Raw genomic sequence first — 21019 nt, 5'->3', positions numbered from 1 at the left:
CTGGCGCATCTATCTGGCGAAGGGCGAGCGCACCTACCTGGTGCGCGAGAAGGAAGTCATCGACGGCGTCTACCGCGTGGACGCGATCAAGCCGCCGGTCCTGACCCTGACTTATCTGCCGCTGGACAAGGTCCAGCAGCTCAATATTGGAGTATTCGACTGATGGTTCGTTCCCGGATTCACGGCCTGGCCCTGCGCGCGGCGGCCCTCTCGGCGGCGCTGCTGCTCGCGGGCTGCGCGGCCCAGCGCGCCTACCAGGAGGGCAATGCCCTGATCGCCCAGGACCAGGTGGCGGCCGGCCTGGCCAAGTACCAGGAAGCGGTGGCCGCCGACCCCGCCAATCCGCTGTACAAGGCGGCCTGGCTGCGCGCGCGCGACAATGCCACCACCCGCCTGCTGGAGCAGGCCGACCGTGCGATGCAGGATGGACGCACCGAGGCGGCGGCGCTGGACTACCGGCGCGTGCTGGCGGTGGATCCGGTGAACGACCGTGCCCGCGCCGGACTGCGCCAGGTGGAGGCCGACCGCCGCCACACGGCCATGTTCGAGGGCGCCCGCGAAGCCTTCGAGAAGAACGATATCGACGGCGCGCGGCTCAAGCTGAACGCCTTGCTGACCGAGCGCCCCTCGCACGAGCCGGCGCGCCAGCTGCTGCTGCAGGTGAACGAGAAGGCGATGGAGGCGCCGAGCGGCGAGGTAGCCCTCGCCGCGGCCTACCGCAAGCCGATCAGCCTGGAATTCCGCGAGGCGCCGCTGAAGCAGGTGTTCGAGGTCATCTCGCGCCACTCGGGCCTGAACTTCATCTTCGACAAGGACGTCAAGGCCGACCAGCGCACCTCGATCTTCCTGAAGAACAGCACGGTCGAGGCGGCGGTCTACTACCTGCTCATGACCAACCAGCTCGAGCGCCAGGTCATGGACGGCAACACCATCCTGATCTATCCGAACGTGGCGGCCAAGCTCAAGGAATACCAGGAGATGACGGTCAAGACCTTCTTCCTGGCCAACGCCGACGCCAAGAACATCGCCAACACCTTCAAGACCATCCTCAAGGCGCGCGACGTGGTGGTGGACGAGAAGCTCAACCTGGTCATACTGCGCGACAACCCGGAAGCGGTGCGCGTGGCCACCCAGCTGGTGGCCCTGCAGGACGTGCCGGAGCCGGAAGTCATGCTCGACGTCGAGGTGCTCGAGATCAAGCGCAGCCGCGCCATGGAGCTGGGCGTAAACTGGCCGACCGCGCTGGAGTTTGCGCCGCTGCAGACCTTCGACGGCGTGCCGATGACGATCAACGAACTGCGCAACCTGAACCGCGACAACGTGGGCGTGGACGGCGGTATCAGCGCCACGGTGCGCGCCAACAAGACCGACGGCGATTCGAACACCCTGGCCCATCCGCGCATCCGCGTGCGCAACAAGGAAAAGGCCAAGATCGTCATCGGCGACAAGATCCCGAACATCTCGGCCACCGTCTCCACCGGCGTGGGCGGCTTCGCCTCCGAGAACGTGAACTACGTCGATGTCGGCCTGACCCTCAACGTCGAACCGATCATCTACCTGAACAACGAGGTGGCGATCCGCATCTCGCTCGAGGTCAGCTCGCTGGGCGAATCGGTGACCACGCGGTCGGGCTCGGTGGCCTACCGCATCGGCACCCGCTCGGCGACCACCCTGCTGCAGCTCAAGGATGGCGAGAACCAGGTGCTGGCGGGCCTGATCAGCAACGAAGACCGCTCCAGCGGCAGCAAGGTGCCGGGGATCGGCGACCTGCCGATCGTCGGCCGCCTGTTCGGCAGCTCGCGCGACACCAACGACCGCACCGAGATCGTGCTGTCGATCACGCCGCGCCTGGTGCGCAATATCCAGCGCCCGCCGGCAGCCAGCTCCGAGTTCGGCGCCGGCACCGAGGCCAGCTTCCGCCGCCGCCCGGACAACGTGGCGCGCGCGCCGATCCAGCTGCCGCCGTCGGTGCGTCCGGCCGTGGCCGCACCAGGCGCAAGCCCGCAGGTCCAGCCCGGCGCCAACGCCGTACCGGGGGCGCCGGCCGCGCCGGTCTCGGTGCCGCCGTCGCAGCTGCCCGCCACGCCGCAACTCGGCTCGCCGCAATCGGGACCGCCGCCGACGGCCCCGGCTCCGGCCCCGGCCAACGTGCAGGTGACGCCGGTGCCGCCGCCGCCCGCCACCGCGCCGGCAACCCAGCCAACTACGCAGCCAACTACGCCGCCCACCCAGCCATGAACGCGCATTGCGGCCCGGCTCCGCGCCGCGGCTTCACCCTGATCGAGCTGCTGGTCACCCTGGCGATCCTGGCGCTGCTGGGCACCCTGGTGCTGCCGGTGGCGCAGGTGACGGCCCAGCGCCGCGACGAGCAGGAGCTGCGCCGCGCGCTGCGCGAGATCCGCGCCGGCATCGACGCCTACAAGAAGGCCAGCGACGAGGGCCGGGTGGCCAAGACCGCCGGCACCACCGGCTATCCGCCGCGCCTGGAGCTGCTGGTGGAGGGCGTGCGCGACCTGCGCAGCCCGAAGGGGGCGAAGATCTATTTTCTGCGGCGCCTGCCGCGCGACCCCTTCAATGCGGACCCGGAGCTGCCTGACGCCGCCACCTGGGGCAAGCGCAGCTACGCCAGCGAGCCGAACGAACCGCGCGAGGGCGACGACGTCTACGACGTCTATTCGCTGTCGCCGAAAGAGGGCCTGAACGGGGTCCCTTACAACAAATGGTGAACACGATGACCGGCCTGCGCCGCCGCCTTTCCCGCCCTGGCGGCTTCACCCTGATCGAGCTCCTGATCGTGCTGGGCATCGTCGCGCTGCTGCTGACCCTGGCCGTGCCGCGCTTCTTCCCCAGCGTGGACAAGAGCAAGGAGACCATCCTGGCCGAGAACCTGCGCAACACGCGCATCGTGATCGACCAGTACCGCGCCGATACCGGCCGCTATCCGGACTCGCTGGAACAGCTGGTGGAGAAGAAATACCTGCGCGAGATACCCTATGACCCGCTCACGGAAAGCCGCGAGACCTGGGTCGTGCTGCCGCCCGAGGAAGGCGAGCAGGGCGAGGTCTACAACCTGCATAGCGGCGCCCCCGGCAACGACCGCAACGGGCGCCCTTACGCGGAATGGTAGGCCTGCGCAGCCGCCAGGGCGGCTTCACCTACCTCGGGCTGGTGATCTTTGTCGCCATCATCGGCATGGTGGGCGCGGCCACGCTCAAGATCGGCTCGCTGCTGCAGCGCGCCGCCGCCGAGGAAGAACTGCTGGAGATCGGCGCCGCCTTCGGCGCGGCCCTGCAGAGCTATGCGGCCGCCACGCCCAAGGGCATGCCGACCTACCCGCCGACCCTGCAGGAACTGCTCAAGGACCCGCGCTTTCCCGAAGTGCGGCGCCACCTGCGCAAGATCTTCGTCGACCCCATGACCGGCAAGGCCGAGTGGGGCATCGTCTACGCGGGTGGGCAGACCGGAGTGCTGGCGATCCACAGCCTGTCGGCCGCGAAGCCGCTCAAGGTCGGGAACTTCGACAGCCGCTTCCAGAGCTTTGAAAACAAGGAAAAGATCTCGGACTGGCGCTTCGTGGCCGGCGGCCAGGGATTGCTGACGCCGGGCGGGCAAGGCGCGCCGGGCGCGCCCAAGCCTCCGCCGGCTCCGCCCAATGCGCCGCAACCGGCGCCCGGCGCTCCGCCTGCGGCCCCGCCGGAAGCGCCGCCGGCCGGGGAGCCGCCCGGCGACGAGCCGCCACCCCAGCAGGCGCCGCCACAGGAGGCGCCCCAGGAGCCTCCCGATGAGCCGCAGGAGCCGCCCCAGGAAACCCAGGAGCCGCCACGGCAGGCGCCGGTGCGGCGCTAGGCGGCAGGAGGCTCCCGCGCAATGGCCACCGCCGCGACATGAAAAGCGCTTGCGTGCCTACCTACTAGTCGGTATATTGCTTGCATGAGCAAGGACACCGCCCAACGCATCCTCGACACCGCGCTGCACCTGATCGTGCAGCGCGGCTACCACGGCTTCAGCTACGCCGACATCGCGGAAGTGGTCATGGTCAAAAAACCCAGCATCCATTTCCACTTTCCGACCAAGGCGGAGCTGGTGCGCCAGCTCCTGGTCCAGTACCGCGAAACGGTGCGCAGCAACCTGGAGCGCTTGTCCGTGGCGGTGCCGGATCCGCTGGCCCAGCTGCGCGCCTACGCCGGCTATTGGGAAGAATGCATCCGCGACGACCGCTCGCCGTTCTGCCTGTGCGCCTTGCTCGCTTCCGAGCTGCTGTCGCTGCCGCCCGAAGTGGCGGAGGAAGTGAAGCTGCATTTCCGCGACCTGGCCGGCTGGCTGGCGGCGACCCTGGAGCAGGGGGCGGCCCGAGGCGTGCTGGCCCTGCCGCGCGGCGCCCAGGCGGAAGCGGAGTCCTTCATGGCGAGCGTTCATGGCGCCATGCTGTCGGCGCGCGTGTACGGCGACGCCGAGGTGTTCGCCGGCGTCATGGGCGACGCCATCGGCAGGCTGCGCATCCGCTAGGCCGGCCTGTTTCCATTGCTGTCCCCGGCCATGTGCGCGTGGCTTTTTTTGCGATCCGTTGCCTACCAACTAGTAGGTCAATTTTAAGAGAAGGAGTAGTCATGAATCATTCCCTGTCGATCTTCGGCGTCGTTCATACGGTGTTGAGCCTGGTCCCGGTCGCTGCCGGCCTGCTGGCCTTTTACCGCCATGGCAGGATCGATCCGGCCACGCGCGCCGGGAAACTGTACTGGACCGGCATGGTCGTATCCGTCCTCACCGCCTTCCCCTTGTCGAGCACGGGCGGTTTCAATCCGGGCCATGCCCTGGGCCTGTTCACCTTGCTCGTCATGGCGGTCGCCACCCTGGCGCCGCGCATCGTCTTCCTCGGCCGTACAGCCGCCTATATCCAGGTGGCGCTGATGTCCTTCAGCTTCATGCTCCTGATGATTCCTGGGACCAATGAAACGCTGAGCCGCCTGCCGGTGGGTCATCCGATCGGCAACGGGCCCGGATCGGCCCCTGTCCAACTTGCGCTGGCGGGCATGTTCGCTCTATTCCTGCTCGGCACCGGCTACCAGCTGGCTCAGTTGCGCCGCCGCGCCGTCCGGCCCGGCGCCTAGCCCGCGCGGCGCTTGAAGTCGCGCGGACGGAAGCCCAGCGCCACCAGCACGCCGAAGTAGGCGATCACCGCGGCGCCGATGATGGCCACCAGGGCGCCCGCGCGCAGCAGCGGCGTGGCGCGCATCCCGACCCAGTCGAACTGCGCCTGGCCGAACCAGGACACCGCGCCCATCACCGCGACGGCCACGACCAGCTTCAGGAAGAACTTGCCCCATCCCGGCTGCGGCACGTAGATGGCGCGCTTGCGCAGGCCGTGATACAGGAAGGCCGCGTTGAGGCAGGCGCCGGCCCCGATCGACAAGGCCAGGCCGGCCACGCCGAACAGTGGCACGAACACCAGGTTCATCAGCTGGGTCGCCACCAGCACGCCCACGGCGATGTTGACCGGGGTGCGCACTTCCTGGCGCGCGAAGAAGGCCGGGGCCAGGGTCTTGACCAGGATGAAGCCGAGCAGGCCGGCGCTGTAGGCCATCAGCGGCATGGACGAGGCGGCGACGTCGGCGTTGTCGAAATTCCCATAATGGAAGAGGGTGGCGATCATCGGCGTCGCCAGGGTCGCCATGCCGACCGCGGCCGGGATCGCCAGCAGGAAGGTCAGGCGCAGGCCCCAGTCCAGCAGGGACGAGTATTCCCGGGTATCGCCCTCGGTATTCGCCTTTGCCAGTCCCGGCAGCAGGATGGTACCCAGCGCCACGCCGAGCAGGGCGGTGGGCAGCTCCATCAGGCGGTCCGCGTACTGCAGGGCGGTGACGGCGCCGGCAGCGAGTCCCGCCGCGATGGTGGTGTTGATCAGGAGGCTGATCTGGGCCGCGGCGACCGAGAACACGGCGGGCCCCATCTTGCCGAGCATACGGCGCACGCCGGCGTCGCGCAGGCCGGTCATCGGGTTCAGCGAGACGCGCGGCAGCATGCGCAACTTCATCAGCGGCGGAATTTGCAGCGCGACCTGCGCCAGGCCGCCGATGCAGACGCCGACCGCCATCGCATAGATCGGCTGTTCGAACCAGTCGGCCATCACCACGGCGGCGAAGATGAAGGACAGGTTCAGCAGCACCGGGGTGAAGGCGGGAATCTTGAACTGGCGCCAGGTATTCAGCACGCCGCTGGACAGGGCGACGAAGGACATGCAGGCGATGTAGGGGAACATCAGCTGGGTCATGAACACCGAGGCCTCGAAGGCCGCGGGCTCGCGCTGCAGGCCGCCGCCGATCAGCAGGATCAGCACGGGCGCGGCGATGATCCCGGCAATGCTGGTCAGCATGGTCGCCCAGATCAGCACGGTGGCCACGTGGTCGACCAGGGTCTTGGTTGCTTCCTCGCCATGCTTGGTCTTGTACTCGGTCAGGATGGGAACGAAGGCCTGCGAGAACGCGCCCTCGGCGAACAGGCGCCGCAGCAGGTTGGGCAGGCGGAAGGCGATGTTGAAGGCGTCGGTGTAGTTCGAGGCGCCGAAGGCGGCCGCGAACAGGCTTTCGCGCAGCAGGCCGGTGACGCGCGACACCATGGTCATGCTGGAAATGGCAGCGAGGGTTCTGAGCAGGTTCATGGGCCGAGATTATACTGGGGCAACAACGTCCGCACGGGCCGAAGTGCGCCAAAAGTGATTTATGAATTGCCCTTCGATGAATCTTTCGCTATAATCGTGGGCTGTACTGAATTCTGTTGGCAGACACTAATCGTTGGGCAGGCACAAGAAGAGCCGGTTTCACTCGCTAATGTTTGCAAACGCAACTTGACCCCGATTTAGGAAATTCCATGGCAAATACCGCACAAGCGCGCAAACGCGCTCGTCAAGCAGTTAAGCAAAACGCACACAACTCGGCACAGCGTTCGACCCTGCGCACCGCAATCAAGGCAGTCCGCAAGGCCATCCAGGCCGGCGACAAGGCCGCTGCGACCACCATCTTCCAGCAATCCGTGTCGACCATCGACAGCATCGCTGACAAGAAGATCATCCACAAGAACAAGGCAGCGCGCCACAAGAGCCGCCTGGCTGCCGCCATCAAGGCACTGTCGGCCTAATAGCCGCGTGCGCGCGGCCTTGGCCGCGCTGGCAAGTTCTGTGCAGTAGAAAGACCCGCCCGACCTCCCGGTCCCGGCGGGTTTTTTTGCTTGGCGCGGACGCTGTTTCCCGCGTTGCGAGTGCGGCCCCGGCCGAAGGCATATCGTCTAAAACCATGGCGCACAGTAAAATGTTGGTGCATAATGTGAAACGCCCGTCTTATGTCTTATAGAAGACTTGAGCGTCACAACCGAATTTCAAGTAGCGCGAACTTAACAGCGTTATCCACGCGAGCATCGAGGAAAAAGCGTATGAGCGATCCGACCATCATCTACACCCTGACCGACGAGGCGCCCCTGCTGGCGACCCACGCCTTCCTGCCTGTCGTCAGCACCTTCACCAAGCCGGCCGGCATCAAGGTCGAGCAGAGCGACATCTCGGTCGCCGCTCGTATCCTGGCAGCCTTCCCGGAATACCTGACCGAAGAGCAGCGCGTTCCCGACGCGCTGGCCGAGCTGGGCAAGAAGACCCTGGAGCCGGACGCGAACATCATCAAGCTGCCGAACATCTCGGCCTCGGTGGGCCAGCTGACCGCCGCCATCAAGGAACTGCAGGGCAAGGGCTACAATCTGCCCGACTACCCGGCCGATCCGAAGACCGACGAAGAGAAGAGCATCAAGGCGCGCTACGGCAAGTGCATCGGCTCCGCCGTGAACCCGGTCCTGCGCGAAGGTAATTCGGACCGCCGCGCACCGAAGGCCGTCAAGGAATACGCCCGCAAGAATCCGCACTCGATGGCGCCGTGGTCGCAAGCCTCGCGCACCCACGTCTCGCACATGACCCACGGCGACTTCTACCACGGCGAGAAGTCGATGACCGTGAGCGGCGCGCGCGAAGTCAAGATGGAACTGGTCACCAAGGGCGGCCAGACCATCGTGCTCAAGCCAAAGGTCGCGCTCCAGGACGGCGAGATCATCGACTCGATGTTCATGAGCCGCAAGGCCCTGCTCGAATTCTACGAACAGCAGATCGAAGACGCCAAGGAAACCGGCGTGATGTTCTCGCTGCACGTCAAGGCGACCATGATGAAGGTCTCGCACCCGATCGTGTTCGGCCACTGCGTGCGCATGTTCTACAAGGAAGCCTTCGAGAAGCACGGCGCCCTGTTCGACAGCCTGGGCGTCAACGTCAACAACGGCATGGCCGACCTGTACAACAAGATCGCCGACCTGCCGGTATCGCAGCGCGACGAGATCGTGCGCGACCTGCACGCCTGCCAGGAACACCGTCCGGCGCTGGCCATGGTCGACTCGGCCAAGGGCATCACCAACTTCCACTCGCCGAACGACGTGATCGTCGACGCGTCGATGCCGGCCATGATCCGCGCCGGCGGCAAGATGTACGGCGCCGACGGCCGCCTGAAGGAAGTCAAGGCGGTCATTCCGGAATCGACCTTCGCCCGTATCTACCAGGAGATCATCAACTTCTGCAAATGGCACGGCGCCTTCGATCCGAAGACCATGGGCACCGTTCCGAACGTGGGCCTGATGGCGCAGCAGGCCGAGGAATACGGCTCGCACGACAAGACCTTCGAAGTGCCGGAAGCCGGCGTGGCCAACATCACCGACATCGCCACCGGCGAAGTCCTGATGAGCCAGAACGTGGAGCAGGGCGACATCTGGCGCATGTGCCAGGTAAAGGACGCCCCGATCCGCGACTGGGTCAAGCTGGCGGTCACCCGCGCGCGCAACTCGGGCATGCCGGCCGTGTTCTGGCTGGACCCTTACCGTCCGCACGAGAATGAACTGATCAAGAAGGTCACGACCTACCTGAAGGATCACGACACCACCGGCCTGAACATCCAGATCATGTCGCAGGTGCGCGCGATGCGCTACACCCTGGAGCGCGTCAAGCGCGGCCTGGACACCATCTCGGTGACCGGCAACATCCTGCGCGACTACCTGACCGACCTGTTCCCGATCATGGAACTGGGCACCAGCGCCAAGATGCTGTCGATCGTTCCGCTGATGGCGGGCGGCGGCATGTACGAAACCGGCGCGGGCGGCTCGGCGCCGAAGCACGTGCAGCAGCTGGTCGAGGAGAACCACCTGCGCTGGGATTCGCTGGGCGAGTTCCTGGCGCTGGCGGTGTCGCTGGAAGACCTGGGCCTGAAGACCGGCAACGAGAAGGCCAAGATCCTGGCCAAGACCCTGGACGCCGCGACCGGCAAGCTGCTGGACAACCGCAAGTCGCCGTCGCCGAAGACCGGCGAGCTCGACAACCGCGGCAGCCAGTTCTACCTGTCGCTGTACTGGGCGCAGGAACTGGCGGCGCAGACCGAAGATGCCGCCCTGGCAGCCACCTTCGCGCCGCTGGCCAAGACCCTGGCCGAGAACGAAGCGAAGATCGTCGCCGAACTGCTCGAAGTGCAGGGCAAGCCGGTCGATATCGGCGGCTACTACAAGGCAGACGAGGCCAAGGTCAAGGCCGTGATGCGTCCGAGCGCGACCTTCAACGCGGCGCTGGAAGCGCTGGCGTAATCGTCGCTACGAAGCTGTAATGAAAACCGCCGGCTCCTGGGCCGGCGGTTTTTTTTATTGGTGTTGGCTGTTCATGGAAACCTGGGTTCCGGCCTTCGCCGGAACGACGTGCCGAGAGTCGAGGTAGACCTCTGCCTTGCAGTTAGCCTGAAGACCGTCATCCCGGCGAAGGCCGGGATCCAAGTTTGCCCGCAGGCCGCCAGCATCTCACCGCAACGCCGACGCCTGCACTTCGATGAACTCCCCAGGCATCAACGGATGCGTCGCCAGCGAAAACGGCCCGATACTGCTGCGCACCAGCCTTAACGTCGGCAGCCCCACCGCCGCCGTCATGCGGCGCACCTGGCGGTTCTTGCCTTCCTCGAGCGTGATCGCGATCCAGCTGGTCGGCTTGTCCGTGCGCGCCCGGATCGGCGGGTTGCGCGGCCACAGCCAGGCCGGCTCGGCGATCCGCACCGCGCGGCAGGGCTTGGTGATGAAGTCGCCAAGGTCGAGCGGCGCCTGCAGGCGCGCCAGCGCGTCCGCGTCCGCCACGCCGTCCACCTGCACCAGGTAGGTCTTGGCTTCCTTGTGGTCCGGATGGGCGATCTTGTGCTGCAGCTTGCCGTCGTCGGTCAGCAGCATCAGGCCCTCGCTGTCCGCATCCAGCCGTCCGGCCGGATAAATGCCGGGGATCTTGAGATAATCGGCAAGCGACTCGCGTCCCTCCTGGGGGCTGAACTGGCAAAGCACCTGGAAGGGTTTATTGAAGAGGATCAAAGACATATCGAACGAGTGGAACTAGAATCGGGCCGCCGGGGCGGATACGCTTGAGTGCCGGCGTGCGCCTTGCAACAGTCTGGTGCATAATGCAAGACGCGACATCCATGTCTTATACAAGACTACCAGCTTCACCATTGTAATTCAGATCGCAGGCCGCGCAGGACTTCGTCCGCCACATGCGACCACTTGGGAGAACACGATGTACCAACATATCAAGGTCCCGGCCGACGGCCAGAAAATCACCGTCAGCGCCGATTTCTCGCTCAGCGTCCCCGATACCCCGATCATCCCCTATATCGAAGGCGACGGCACCGGCGTCGACATCACCCCGGTGATGATCAAGGTGGTCGACGCGGCCGTGGCCAAGGCCTACGGCGGCAAGCGCAAGATCAGCTGGATGGAAATCTTTGCTGGCGAGAAGTCGACCAGCGTCTATGGCCCGGACGTGTGGCTGCCGGCCGAGACCCTGGACGTGCTGAAGGATTACGTGGTCTCGATCAAGGGCCCGCTGACCACCCCGGTGGGCGGCGGCATCCGTTCGCTCAACGTGGCGCTGCGCCAGGAGCTCGACCTGTATGTCTGCCTGCGCCCGGTGCGCTACTTCAAGGGCGTGCCTTCGCCGCTGAAGGAGCCGGAAAAGACCGACATGGTCATTTTCCGCGAAAACTCCGAGGACATCTACGCCGGCATCGAATGGGCCGAAGGCTCGGAGGGCGCGAAGAAGGTCATCGAGTTCCTGACGAAGGAAATGGGCGTCAAGAAGATCCGCTTCCCCGAGACCTCGGGCATCGGCGTCAAGCCGGTCTCGCGCGAAGGCACCGAGCGCCTGGTGCGCAAGGCGATCCAGTACGCGATCGACAACGACAAGCCTTCGGTGACCATTGTCCACAAGGGCAACATCATGAAGTACACCGAAGGCGGCTTCCGCGACTGGGGCTACGCCCTGGCCCAGCGCGAATTCGGCGCCGAGCTGATCGATGGCGGCCCATGGTGCAAATTCAAGAACCCGCGTACCGGCCGCGACATCACGGTCAAGGATTCGATCGCCGACGCCTTCCTGCAGCAGATCCTGCTGCGCCCGGCGGAATACAGCGTGATCGCCACCCTGAACCTGAACGGCGACTACGTCTCGGACGCGCTGGCGGCCCAGGTCGGCGGCATCGGCATTGCGCCGGGCGCCAACATGTCGGACTCGGTGGCGATGTTCGAGGCCACCCACGGCACCGCGCCCAAGTACGCGGGCAAGGACTACGTGAACCCGGGCTCCCTGATCCTGTCGGCCGAAATGATGCTGCGTCACATGGGCTGGACCGAAGCAGCCGACCTGATCATCAGCGCGATGGAAAAGGCGATCACCTCCAAGAAAGTCACCTATGACTTCGCGCGCCTGATGGAGGGCGCGACCCAGGTCTCGTGCTCGGGCTTCGGCGAAGTGATGATCGAGCAGATGTAAGCACGCGACAGCGGCGCGCCGCTTCCGGTAGGATCGAAGCCCCGGCCTCGCGAGAGGCGGGGGCTTTTTTCTTCTTGCGGAGGCCGGCGATGCAGGCAGCGGGACGGAGTCAGGTCGAGCGGATCGGCAGGCTGGTCTACGCGCAGGTGCGCGGCGAGTGGCTGGTCGGCGAAGCGGCCCGGCTGGCGGCGCGCTCGCCGGAACCGGCGCTGAATCTGTTGCTGGCGCGGGGCAGGGCGCTCGGCGCCAGGTGCCGATTGCTGTCAGGCTTGTTTCCCGATCCGCCAGCCGACGATACCGAGGCGGCCACGGCCGGGATGATCGCGCTGAACGAGGAGATCCACCGGTATCTGGATGGCGCGGGGTGGCTGTGATGCCTGGTTTGCAAGGTAGGGGCGGCGGAGCCGCCAAGCCTACGGATACGCAGGGCGAAAAAAAAACCCCGCAAACGCGGGGTCTTTTGCTTCCGGGGGAGCTGTATTACGCGCCCTGGATGTTGGAAGCTTGCTTGCCTTTAGGGCCTTGCGTGACTTCAAATTGGACTTTTTGACCTTCTTTGAGGGTCTTAAAACCGGCCATATTGATTGCGGAGAAGTGCGCGAACAGATCTTCGCCGCCGTCATCAGGAGTGATGAAGCCAAAACCTTTGGAATCATTGAACCATTTAACAGTACCAGTTGCCATAAAAGAACTTTCAATTAAAAACAAATCACACGAGCCATAAAAGCAAGAAGCTTCTTGCCCCCTCCTCAGCCTGCTCACTTCTTATCAACAAGTACATAAGTACAGTGTCAATAACTGCATTGTTGGTGGAATAATCACTGAAGTCAAGCGGTTTTGCGAGCCCCTTGCCAAATTTGCTACATCGACCTCAGCAAGGCTCTTGATTTCCCCAATTGGATCGCCATCTGCGCAAAGAACGAAAAACACGTAACATGGAAGCACATGAAAACGAGCTGATGTTTACGCTTGGCACTATTCCTGAAAGCATTAGAATACCCCCATGGCAACGAAGCACGATACTGAACAACTGCTGGAGCGGCAGACCGTCAAACCACCACCCTTGTACCAGGTGGCGCTGCTGAACGACGACTACACGCCGATGGAATTCGTGGTCGCGGTCATCCAGGAGTACTTCAACAAGGATCGCGAGACGGCGACGCAGATCATGCTTTCCGTGCACAGGCATGGTAAGGGGGTGTGCGGTGTGTTTTCCAAAGATATAGCGTGTACCAAAGTGGAGTTTGTCTTAACGCATGCGCGTAAGGCAGGGCACCCCCTGCAATGCGTGATGGAGGAAGTATGATTGCGCAGGAACTTGAAGTATCCCTACACATGGCCTTTGTCGAAGCGCGGCAGGCACGGCACGAGTTTATTACCGTAGAGCATCTGCTGCTGGCGCTCCTCGACAATCCGTCGGCGGCCGAAGTCCTGCGTGCGTGCGCTGTCAATATCGAAGACTTGCGCAAGACCTTGACTAACTTTATTGGTGACAACACCCCGACCGTACCCGGCACGGGCGAAGTCGACACCCAGCCGACGCTCGGCTTCCAGCGCGTGATCCAGCGCGCGATCATGCACGTGCAGTCGGCCTCCAACGGCAAGAAGGAAGTCACCGGCGCCAACGTGCTGGTCGCGATCTTCGGCGAGAAGGATTCGCACGCTGTTTACTACCTGCACCAGCAGGGCGTGACCCGCCTGGACGTGGTCAACTTCATCTCGCACGGCGTCCGCAAGGACCAGCAGATGGACACGCAGAAGGCGTCCGAGGGCGTGGAAGAAGCGCAGGTCGAGGGCCAGACCAAGGAAAGCCCGCTCGACCAGTTCACCCAGAACCTCAACAAGGCGGCAGCGGACGGCAAGATCGATCCGCTGATCGGCCGCGAGGAAGAAGTGGATCGCGTGATCCAGATCCTGTGCCGCCGCCGCAAGAACAACCCGCTGCTGGTGGGCGAGGCCGGTGTCGGCAAGACCGCCATCGCGGAAGGCCTGGCCTGGCGCATCGTCCAGGAAGACGTGCCCGAGATCCTGCAGAACGCCGTCGTCTACTCGCTCGACATGGGCGCGCTGCTGGCCGGCACCAAGTACCGCGGCGATTTCGAGCAGCGCCTGAAAGCCGTGCTCAAGCAGATCAAGGACACCCCGAACGGCATCCTGTTCATCGACGAGATCCACACCATCATCGGCGCCGGTTCGGCATCGGGCGGCACGCTCGACGCCTCGAACCTGCTCAAGCCGGCCCTGGCCAACGGCCAGCTCAAGTGCATCGGCGCGACCACGTTCACGGAATTCCGCGGCGTGTTCGAGAAGGACCATGCGCTGAGCCGCCGCTTCCAGAAGGTGGACGTGAACGAACCGTCGGTCGAGCAGACCGTGGCGATCCTGCGCGGCCTCAAGTCGCGCTTCGAAGAGCACCATGGCGTCAAGTATTCCGCCTCGGCGCTGTCGACCGCGGCCGAGCTAGCGGCGCGCTTCATCAATGACCGCCACCTGCCGGACAAGGCGATCGACGTGATCGACGAAGCGGGCGCCGCCCAGCGCATCCTGCCGAAGTCGAAGCAGAAGAAGACCATCGGCAAGACCGAGATCGAGGACATCATCGCCAAGATCGCGCGGATTCCCCCGCAAACGGTCAACCAGGACGACCGCAGCAAGCTGCAGACCATCGACCGCGACCTGCGCAACGTGGTGTTCGGCCAGGACCCGGCGATCGAAGCGCTGGCCTCCGCCATCAAGATGGCGCGCGCCGGCCTGGGCAAGACCGACAAGCCGATCGGCTCCTTCCTGTTCTCCGGCCCCACCGGCGTCGGCAAGACGGAAGTCGCCAAGCAGCTGGCCTTTATCCTGGGCATCGAGCTGGTGCGTTTCGACATGTCGGAATACATGGAGCGCCACGCCGTGTCGCGCCTGATCGGCGCGCCGCCGGGCTACGTCGGCTTCGACCAGGGCGGCCTGCTGACCGAGGCCATCACCAAGAAGCCGCATGCGGTGCTGCTGCTGGACGAGATTGAAAAAGCCCATCCGGACATTTTCAACATCCTGCTGCAGGTGATGGACCACGGCACGCTGACCGACAACAACGGCCGCAAGGCGGACTTCCGCAACGTGATCATCATCATGACCACCAATGCGGGTGCCGAGAGCCTGACCAAGCGCACCGTCGGCTTCCTGGACACCAAGGCCCAGGGCGACGAGATGGCCGACATCAAGCGCATGTTCACGCCGGAGTTCCGCAACCGCCTGGACGCGATCATCAGCTTCCGTGCGCTGGACGAGGACATCATCCTGCGCGTCGTGGACAAGTTCCTGATGCAGCTGGAAGAGCAGCTGCACGAGAAGAAGGTGGAAGCCGTGTTCACCGAGAAGCTGCGCAAGTTCCTCGGCAAGAAGGGCTTCGATCCGCTGATGGGCGCCCGTCCGATGTCGCGCCTGATCCAGGACATGATCCGCAAGGCCCTGGCCGACGAGCTGCTGTTCGGCCGCCTGGTCAACGGCGGCCGCGTGACCGTGGACCTGAACGAGAAGGACGACGTGACCCTCGAGTTCCCGGAAGGGGACGTGCTGCCGCCGCCGGCTCCACCCGAGACGGTCGAGATCGAGTGATCGTTTCGTACTCGGCAAAGAACCGCGCTTCGGCGCGGTTTTTTTTCGTCTGGTGCGGCTGTGGTGCAAGGTGACGTGGTGGTGTGCGACGAACTTAGGCGGAACAATGCCACGGGCATTGTTCCCCCCAAGTTGCTTGCAACCCGACAGCGCTCGAACCGGCCGAACCGCCAGACTTTTTTGCATGTATGCACGCCAACTCATCTTTTCACTGTGGCAAACTCATCCTCTTTAGCCACTTACGCCACAGTGACCATGACCGTCTCCCGCACCATCCTCGCGCTGTCGCTCGCCCTCATGGGCAGCCAGGCCGCCGCAGCCGATCCCTACTTCCGCTTCCCGGCCGTCCGCGGCGACACCATCGTCTTCACGGCCGAAGGGGACCTGTGGCGCACGAGTACGGCGGGAGGCAAGGCCACCCGCCTGACCACCCACCCATCGGCCGAAACGCATGCCGCGATCTCGCACGACGGCAAGCTGGTCGCCTTCGCCGCTTCCTACGAAGGCGCCCAGGAAGCCTACGTGATGCCGCTCGAAGGCGGCCTGCCCAAGCGCATCACCTTCGAGAACGGCGGCGTCACGGTCCTCGGCTGGACGGCGCAAGGCGAAGTGCTGGTCAGCACCGAGAATTCGGTCGGCCCGTCCAAGCACCGCATCGTCGCCGCGCTCGACCCAGGCACCATGAAGCGCCGCGTGCTGCCACTGGCCGACGCCAACGACGCCACCTTGGACGAGGCCGGCAAGGTGGTCTATTTCACGCGCATGGGCTTGTCCATGACCAACGATAACGTGCGCGCCTACCGCGGCGGCGCCCATGCCCAGCTGTGGCGCTTCGACCTGGGCGGCAAGGCCGAGGCCACGCCGCTGTTCAAGGGCGACACGGCGAACAACCGGCGCGCCATGTGGCACGCGGGCCGGGTCTACTTCATCAGCGATGCCGGCGGCGCCGACAACATCTGGTCCGCGCTGCCGGACGGCAGCGACCGCCGTGCCCACACCAATCACAAGGAGTGGGACGTGCGCACCGCCTCGCTCGGCGACGGCCGCATCGTCTACCAGCTCGGCGCGGACCTGCGCGTGCTCGACATCGCCAGCGGCGCGGACGGTATTCTGAAGGCCAGCCTGGTGTCCGACTTCGACCAGCAGCGCATGCGCCGCGTGAAATCGCCGCTCGACGCGCTGACCAGCATCGAGCCGGCCAACAAGGCCGAGCGCATCGTGCTGACCGCACGCGGCAAGGTCACCATCGCCGGCACCGGCAACTACCGCCGCGTCGAGATCGCGGTGCCGGAAGGCGTGCGCGCCCGCAGCGCCGTGTTCAGCCACGACGACAAATGGGTCTACGCCATCACCGACGCCAGCGGCGAAAACGAGATCTGGCGCTACGCGGCCGACGGCTCGGGCAAGGGCGAGCGTCTCACCACGGACGGCGCCGCCCACCGCTGGAACCTGTATCCGTCGCCGGACGGGAAGTGGCTGGCCCATACCGACAAGAAGGGCCGCACCTGGCTGCTCGACCTGGCCAGCAAGGCCAATGTCGTGATCGACGACGCCGGCCAGGCCGGCATCGACCGACTGGAGCAGGTGGTGTGGTCGCCCGACAGCCGCAACCTGGCCTTTGTCCGCATCGGCAGCAGCGAGCAGCGCAACCAGATCGGCCTGTACAACCTGGCCGGCAAGCAGATGAGCTTCGTGACCACCGACCGCTACGAAGCCAATTCGCCGGCCTTCTCGACGGACGGCAAGTGGCTGTACTTCCTGTCGGCGCGCCACTTCAACCTGGGCAACGCCTCGGTCTGGGGCGACCGCAACATGGGGCCGGTGTTCGACAAGCGCGTCGGCGTGTACGCGCTGGCCCTGCAGCCGCTGCAGGCGGACAACCGCTTCCCTTTCAAGCCCGAGGACGAGCTGACCAAGCCGGAAGAACCCTCGCCGGAAGCCGCCGCCAAGACCGCAGTCAAGACGCCGGGCACCGAGGACCAGGGCGCCGACAAGCAAGCCGCGGCGGCAACGGCGGCCGCGGCGGCGGCCACCGCCAGCGCGGCCAAGGCCGCGGGCGGCGACAAGGCGAAGAAGCCCACGCCCGCCATCGTCTACGCCGGCCTGCGCGAGCGCCTGTTCGAGGTGCCTGTCGCGCCGGGTAACTACCGCGCGCTCGCGGTGGACGACAAGCGCCTCTACCTGCTCGAATCCGACGACGGCCAGAAGGGCGTGCTCAAGACCCTGGAGATCGCGCGCAGCGCGCCGCAGCTGGAAACCTTCGCCGCGAACGTGCGCGAGTTCGGCCTGAGCACCGACCGCAAGCACGTCTTCTACCGCACCTTCGCCAAGGGCGCCCCGGGCGACATGCTGATCGTGGCGGCGGGCGCCAAGGCCCCGGCCGACCTCACCAAGGCCAGGGTCAGGATCGACGACTGGGCGGTGAGCACGAATCCACGCATGGAATGGGCCCAGATGTTCAACGATGCCTGGCGCATGCACCGCGACTTCCTGTACGACGCCCGCATGCGCGGCGTCGACTGGAACGCCGTGCGCGCCCGCTATGCGCCGCTGGTCGAGCGCGTGACCGACCGCGCGGAACTGGACGACGTGCTGGGCATGATGGTGGGCGAAGTCGGCGCGCTGCACTCGCAGATTCGTCCGGGCGACGTGCGCAAGGCCGGCAGCGAAGGCACGCCGTCCAGCCTGGGCGCGGTGTTGACGCGCACGGCGGAGGGCTACCGCGTCGACCGCATCTACCGCGGCGAGCCGGAGCTGCCGTCGGAAGCCGGTCCGCTGTCCGCGCCGGACGTGGGTGTGAAAGAAGGCGACGTGATCACGGCCGTCAACGGCCGCTCGCTGGTGGAAGCGCGCGACATCGCCGACCTGCTGCTCGACCAGGCCGACAAGCAGGTGCTGCTGGCGGTGAAGAGCACCGGGGGCAAGCCGCGCCAGCTGATCGTCACGCCGGTGAGCATGGCGCGCCACGCCAGCCTGCGCTATACGGACTGGGAGCAGGGCAGGGCGCGGCTGGCGGACGCCAGCTCGAAGGGCAAGGTCGGCTACCTGCACCTGCGCGCCATGGTGGCGCGCGACATCAACGCCTTCGCACGCGACTTCTACGCCAACATCAACAAGGAAGGCCTGATCATCGACGTGCGCCGCAACAGCGGCGGCAACATCGACAGCTGGATCATCGAAAAGCTGCTGCGCCGCTCCTGGGCCTTCTGGGCCTCGAACGGCAACCAGCCGCAGTCGAACATGCAGAACACCTTCCGCGGCCACCTGGTGGTGCTGGCCGACGAGCTGACCTATTCCGACGGCGAAACCTTCGCGGCGGGCGTCAAGGCGCTCAAGCTCGGGCCGGTGGTGGGCAAGCGCACCGCGGGCGCGGGCGTCTGGCTCAGCGACGGCAACGGCCTGTCCGACAACGGCATGGCGCGCGTGGCGGAGTTCGGGCAATTCTCGACCGACGGCGAATGGCTGATCGAAGGCGTGGGCGTGACGCCCGACGTCGAGGTCGACAACCTGCCGCACGAAACCTTCACGGGGCGCGACCGCCAGCTGGAAGTGGCGCTGGAGATGCTGGAGAAGAAGCTGAAGGAGCAGCCGGTGAAGCCGTGGAAGCCGACGGCGATTCCGGCCTTGAAGCGGCAGAACTAAGATCAAATCAGGTTCCGGCCTTCGCCGGAACGACGTGCTTATGTGCGTGCGCGAAGGAGAGCAAGAAGCGCTCACGCACTCTCAAGCCACGTCGTTCCGGCGAAGGCCGGAACAATGCCCCAGCATTGTTCCGCCCAGGTTCGTAGCGCACCGCCTCACTTACCTTGCGCCCCGTGACACAAACATGACACGCCCCTTCAAATAAATTCATAAAGCCGTCACAAACACTTTCTAAACTGCAAGTACTCCAACTACCCGTACTTGCAATGCGACTCGCAACGCTCCAGACCGGCACGAAGCTCCTGGCTTCCTTCGGCATCGTTTCCCTGCTCATCCTCCTCATCTCCGCCGTCGCCCTGTGGCGCATGCAGGCCGCGGACGCCTTGACGGACGACCTGGTCGGGGACAAGCTGGCCAAGCAGCAGCTGGTCTCCGACCTGCTCGGCATCGAGCGCCTCAATGGCTCGCGCACGGTCTCCATCGCGCGCAGCGACAGCCTGGAACTGGCCGACTACTTCCAGGCCCAGCTGCTCGAGGGCCGCAAGGGCGCGGCCGCCATCGAGGCCACACTCGGCAAACTGCCGGCGCTCGATCGTGAACGCGCCCTGATCCAGGAAGCCGCGAAGCACAAGGCCCTGCTGGCCACCATCCAGGCCGAGCTGTTCCGCGCCAAGGAATTCGGCCAGACCCAGGTGGTCGAGGAGCTGGTCAGCGGCCGCTGGCAGCAGGCATACGGCGCCCATGAAGACGCCCTCGAAGCGCTGCTGGCCTTCGAGATGGCCGAAGCCCATCGTCTGGCGGACGAATCGGCGTTCGCCTCGCGCTTCAGCAAGGCCTTGCTCGTGCTGCTGGGCCTGGGCGCGCTGGCGGTCGGGGCGGCGCTGGCCTGGGCCCTGACCCGTAACATCGTCGCACCGCTGCAGCAGGCCGTCAGCCTGGCGGAACAGGTCTCCAATGGCGACCTGCGCCCGGTGATCCGGCACGGGCGCGGCGATGAGATCGGGCGCCTCTTCGACGCCCTCAACGGCATGACCCACGGCGTCTCGTCGACCGTGTCGCAAGTGTTGCAAGGCGCCCAGGCGATCGACTCGGCCTCGAGCGAGATCGCACACGGCAACCAGGACCTGTCGCAGCGCACCGAGCGCCAGGCCGACGCGCTGCGCGCAACGGTGGGCGCGATGCAAGCCCTGAGCGGCGCCATCGTCCGGAACAATGCCAGCGCGCGTGAAGCCAATGCGCTGGCGCAGGACGCCTCCACGGTCGCGAGCGAGGGCGCCCAGGCCGTCGGGCAGCTGGTGGCGCGCATGGCGGCCATCAAGGCATCGGCGGACCGCATCGTCGACATCACCGGCATGATCGACAGTATCGCCTTCCAGACCAATATCCTGGCGCTGAACGCGGCGGTCGAGGCGGCGCGCGCCGGCGCCGAGGGACGCGGCTTCGCGGTGGTGGCGGCCGAGGTGCGCAACCTGGCGCAGCACAGCGCCGGGGCGGCGAAGGAGATCAAGAAGCTGATCGGGGAATCGAGCGGCGAGATCGAGGCCGGCACCGGCATCGCGGAGGCGGCCGGAGCGACCATGCGCGCGGTGCTGGAGCATGTGCGGGACGTGGCGGGCATCCTGGGCGCGATCCACGAGGCCAGCGCGGGGCAGGCCAGCGGCGTGGAGCAGGTGAGCAGGGCGATCGCGGAGATGGATGAGTCGACCCAGCAGAACGCGGCAATGGTGGAACAGGCGGCGGCCGCGGCGGCGTCGATGCGGCAGCAGGCGGCGGAGTTGTCGGAGCTGGTGGGGACGTTCAAGGTGCGCGCCGAGAGCAGCCGGCGCGAGCTGGCGATGGCGTAAGCCGCCTTACTGTTCGCCGGCCCGCGTCCCTGGCACGTCATCCCCGCGAAGGCGGGGACCCAAG

17 protein-coding genes are annotated in these 21019 nt (G+C 65.6%); 14 read left to right on the top strand and 3 right to left on the bottom strand.

The genetic code is table 11. From position 1 onward, the window contains the following. The first annotated feature begins 162 nt into the window (after window positions 1-162). From V7778_RS23785 to V7778_RS23760, 6 genes are all read left to right on the top strand, one after another. A complete protein-coding gene (locus V7778_RS23785; RefSeq protein ID WP_335559898.1) occupies window positions 163-2238 on the top strand; it encodes a secretin N-terminal domain-containing protein in 2076 nt (691 codons plus the stop codon). Beyond that, entirely contained in the window at window positions 2235-2726 is a 492-nt protein-coding gene (locus tag V7778_RS23780) for a type II secretion system protein (RefSeq protein ID WP_335559895.1), read from the top strand. Before V7778_RS23785 ends, V7778_RS23780 begins: the two co-directional genes overlap by 4 nt. 5 nt (window positions 2727-2731) lie before the next feature. Next, complete coding sequence (locus V7778_RS23775; protein WP_335559893.1) at window positions 2732-3127, top strand: type II secretion system protein; 396 nt, start codon at window positions 2732-2734, stop codon at window positions 3125-3127. Beyond that, complete coding sequence (locus V7778_RS23770) at window positions 3121-3846, top strand: type II secretion system protein (RefSeq protein WP_335559892.1); 726 nt, start codon at window positions 3121-3123, stop codon at window positions 3844-3846. The genes V7778_RS23775 and V7778_RS23770 overlap by 7 nt, the downstream gene beginning before the upstream one ends. A gap of 84 nt (window positions 3847-3930) precedes the next feature. Continuing rightward, window positions 3931-4506: a TetR/AcrR family transcriptional regulator gene (locus V7778_RS23765; RefSeq protein WP_335559890.1), complete on the top strand. Its 576-nt coding sequence runs from the start codon at window positions 3931-3933 to the stop codon at window positions 4504-4506. 101 nt (window positions 4507-4607) lie between these two features. Then, complete coding sequence (locus tag V7778_RS23760) at window positions 4608-5108, top strand: hypothetical protein (protein WP_335559888.1); 501 nt, start codon at window positions 4608-4610, stop codon at window positions 5106-5108. Here V7778_RS23760 and murJ read toward each other — a convergent pair. Then, a complete protein-coding gene (gene murJ, locus V7778_RS23755) occupies window positions 5105-6655 on the bottom strand; it encodes a murein biosynthesis integral membrane protein MurJ (protein ID WP_335559886.1) in 1551 nt (516 codons plus the stop codon). The genes V7778_RS23760 and murJ overlap by 4 nt on opposite strands. Window positions 6656-6864: 209 nt before the next feature. On the opposite strand from murJ, the gene rpsT reads away from it, so the two are divergent. After that, window positions 6865-7131 carry a 30S ribosomal protein S20 gene (gene rpsT / locus V7778_RS23750; protein WP_211520982.1) on the top strand — a complete coding sequence of 89 codons (267 nt, stop codon included), beginning with the start codon at window positions 6865-6867 and terminating at the stop codon, window positions 7129-7131. A gap of 291 nt (window positions 7132-7422) precedes the next feature. Beyond that, the gene (locus V7778_RS23745; protein ID WP_335559884.1) at window positions 7423-9651 is read left to right on the top strand and encodes an NADP-dependent isocitrate dehydrogenase; all 2229 of its coding nucleotides are present in this window, start codon (window positions 7423-7425) and stop codon (window positions 9649-9651) included. A 207-nt stretch (window positions 9652-9858) separates the two neighbouring features. On the opposite strand, the gene V7778_RS23740 is transcribed toward V7778_RS23745, so the two are convergent. Continuing rightward, window positions 9859-10416 carry a pseudouridine synthase gene (locus V7778_RS23740; protein WP_335559882.1) on the bottom strand — a complete coding sequence of 186 codons (558 nt, stop codon included), beginning with the start codon at window positions 10414-10416 and terminating at the stop codon, window positions 9859-9861. A gap of 196 nt (window positions 10417-10612) precedes the next feature. Between V7778_RS23740 and icd the strand changes: the two genes are divergently transcribed. Continuing rightward, complete coding sequence (icd, locus tag V7778_RS23735) at window positions 10613-11866, top strand: NADP-dependent isocitrate dehydrogenase (protein ID WP_335559880.1); 1254 nt, start codon at window positions 10613-10615, stop codon at window positions 11864-11866. Between the two features lie 89 nt (window positions 11867-11955). Continuing rightward, window positions 11956-12240 (top strand): hypothetical protein, encoded by a 285-nt coding sequence (locus V7778_RS23730; protein ID WP_335559878.1) that lies wholly within the window; start codon window positions 11956-11958, stop codon window positions 12238-12240. A 106-nt stretch (window positions 12241-12346) separates the two neighbouring features. On the opposite strand, the gene V7778_RS23725 is transcribed toward V7778_RS23730, so the two are convergent. Then, entirely contained in the window at window positions 12347-12550 is a 204-nt protein-coding gene (locus tag V7778_RS23725; protein WP_335559877.1) for a cold-shock protein, read from the bottom strand. Between the two features lie 319 nt (window positions 12551-12869). On the opposite strand from V7778_RS23725, the gene clpS reads away from it, so the two are divergent. The 4 genes from clpS (at window position 12870) to V7778_RS23705 (ending at window position 20955) form a co-directional block, all read left to right on the top strand. Further along, on the top strand, window positions 12870-13172 hold the full coding sequence (gene clpS / locus V7778_RS23720) for an ATP-dependent Clp protease adapter ClpS (RefSeq protein ID WP_020653505.1): 303 nt from the start codon (window positions 12870-12872) through the stop codon (window positions 13170-13172). Then, window positions 13169-15469 (top strand): ATP-dependent Clp protease ATP-binding subunit ClpA, encoded by a 2301-nt coding sequence (clpA, locus tag V7778_RS23715; RefSeq protein ID WP_335559872.1) that lies wholly within the window; start codon window positions 13169-13171, stop codon window positions 15467-15469. The genes clpS and clpA overlap by 4 nt, the downstream gene beginning before the upstream one ends. Window positions 15470-15724: 255 nt before the next feature. Further along, window positions 15725-19111: a S41 family peptidase gene (locus V7778_RS23710; protein WP_335559870.1), complete on the top strand. Its 3387-nt coding sequence runs from the start codon at window positions 15725-15727 to the stop codon at window positions 19109-19111. Window positions 19112-19377: 266 nt separating this feature from the next. Beyond that, the gene (locus V7778_RS23705) at window positions 19378-20955 is read left to right on the top strand and encodes a methyl-accepting chemotaxis protein (RefSeq protein WP_335559868.1); all 1578 of its coding nucleotides are present in this window, start codon (window positions 19378-19380) and stop codon (window positions 20953-20955) included. Window positions 20956-21019 lie beyond the last annotated feature (64 nt).

The organism is Massilia sp. DD77, assembly GCF_036961685.1.
Lineage (GTDB): Bacteria > Pseudomonadota > Gammaproteobacteria > Burkholderiales > Burkholderiaceae_D > Telluria.
The sequence above is the reverse complement of the archived record's forward strand: the minus strand, read 5'-3'. Positions and strand labels throughout refer to the sequence as shown.